Genomic DNA, 1,736 nt, shown 5'->3' with positions numbered 1-1,736 from the left:
CCTGAATCCCCGCGATATTATAACGTGGATTTCGCAAAATCCGCGTAATATCGCGGTTTTTTGCTATTTATGGCTTGCCAATCTTAGCCATTACACGTTATAATTATAACGTGGAATGGGGAGATCTTATGCCGCTCATCTATTTGAAAAACAAGCACAACGGTATTACATACGTCTACGAATCCGAAAACTATTGGGATAAGACGAAAAAGCAATCTCGCAGCCGTCGAATCTGCATTGGCAAGCTCGATCCACTATCCGGTGAATTGATTCCATCGCGGCGACTCGCCACACCGTCGGTAAAACCCGGCCCCGTTTCTGCGACGGAATCCAAACGATTATTCGCTGGCGCAACCTGGTTGCTGAGTGCTATAGGCGAGAAACTCGGCATCACGGCCGACTTGAAGCAGTGTTTTCCAAAGCAGTATAAGCAGCTCTTGTCGATCGCCTATTACTTGATTCTGGAGGATCATAATCCGCTCATTCGCTTTTCGAAATGGGCGATGACTCACCAGCATCCCTACGGCAAGGACATCCCCTCCCAGCGCAGCAGCGACTTCTTTGCTTCTATTACGGAAGAAGCCCGAGAACGTTTCTTTCGCTTACAAGGCAAACGACGGGCGGAACAAGAATACTGGGCGTACGACACGACGAGCCTTTCCAGCTATTCGGAAGGTTTGAGGCAAGTCAAATACGGCATGAATAAAGAGCACGATCCGCTCCCTCAAATGAATTTGGCGCTGCTGTTCGGCGAACAGTCGAACTTGCCATTTTATTATCGTAAGCTGCCGGGCAATATTTCGGATGTGCAAACCGTAAAGAATCTGCTTGCCGATATGGATTTCTTCTCCTATAAGAAGATCAAGCTCGTGATGGACCGCGGGTTTTACAGCGAAGCAAACATCAACGCCATGTATCAGCACCATCTGAAGTTTTTGATTGGCGCAAAAGTAACACTCAAATACGTACAAGCGGAACTCATGGCGGCGAAACCGGAGCTTCAAAAGTGGGAGAATTTTGACCCGGATCATAATCTATACGCCTATTCGAAAACAATCACTTGGAAATATACGCAGCAGCGTCCTTATAAGGGCGATGTACTGGAAGAAGAACGCCGGGCGTATCTACATCTGTATTTCAACAAGGAGAAGGAAACCGAGGACGCATCCAGGTTGAATCGACTGCTCACCAAGTTGAAAACCGAACTGGAGAGCGGGAAACGCGACCCCGCGCACGAGAAATCTTATGCGAAGTATTTCGAAGTAACAACGACGCCCAAGCGCGGCACCGTTGTAAAACCCAAACAGGAAGCCATTGACGCGGCGATCAGAAATTACGGATACTTCGCGTTACTCAGCAATGAGATCAAAGATCCCATTGAAGCGCTGGACGTGTACCGAAACAAAGATTTGATCGAAAAGGCATTCGGGAATCTAAAAGAGCGTTTAAACTTCCGACGCATGGAAGTATCCTCCGAACGCAGTTTGGACGGGAAGTTGTTTGTAGAATTCGTGGCACTGATATTTCTGTCGTACATTAAGAAGGTCATGCAGGATAAGAAGCTATTCCAACGCTATACGATGCAAGGGCTGCTTGATGAACTGGACGTGATCGAATGTTACGAACGGTCAGGCCACGACTTGCGATTTGGGGAGATCACCAAGCGCCAGCTGGAAATCTATGAAGCGCTAGAAATAGCCCCCCCGACCTCGTTATAATTTGGCCGGGGATTTAGG

General features: G+C 48.0%; 1 protein-coding gene. It reads left to right on the top strand.

Annotated elements, in window-relative coordinates:
- Nucleotides 1–128 precede the first annotated feature (128 nt).
- A complete protein-coding gene (locus E6C55_RS33125; protein ID WP_136374107.1) occupies nucleotides 129–1,718 on the top strand; it encodes an IS1634 family transposase in 1,590 nt (529 codons plus the stop codon).
- Nucleotides 1,719–1,736: the final 18 nt, after the last annotated feature.

Origin of the sequence: Cohnella fermenti (assembly GCF_004801405.1) — a bacterium.
Classification (GTDB): domain Bacteria; phylum Bacillota; class Bacilli; order Paenibacillales; family Paenibacillaceae; genus Cohnella; species Cohnella fermenti.
This window is presented reverse-complemented; position numbering and strand designations above follow the sequence as displayed.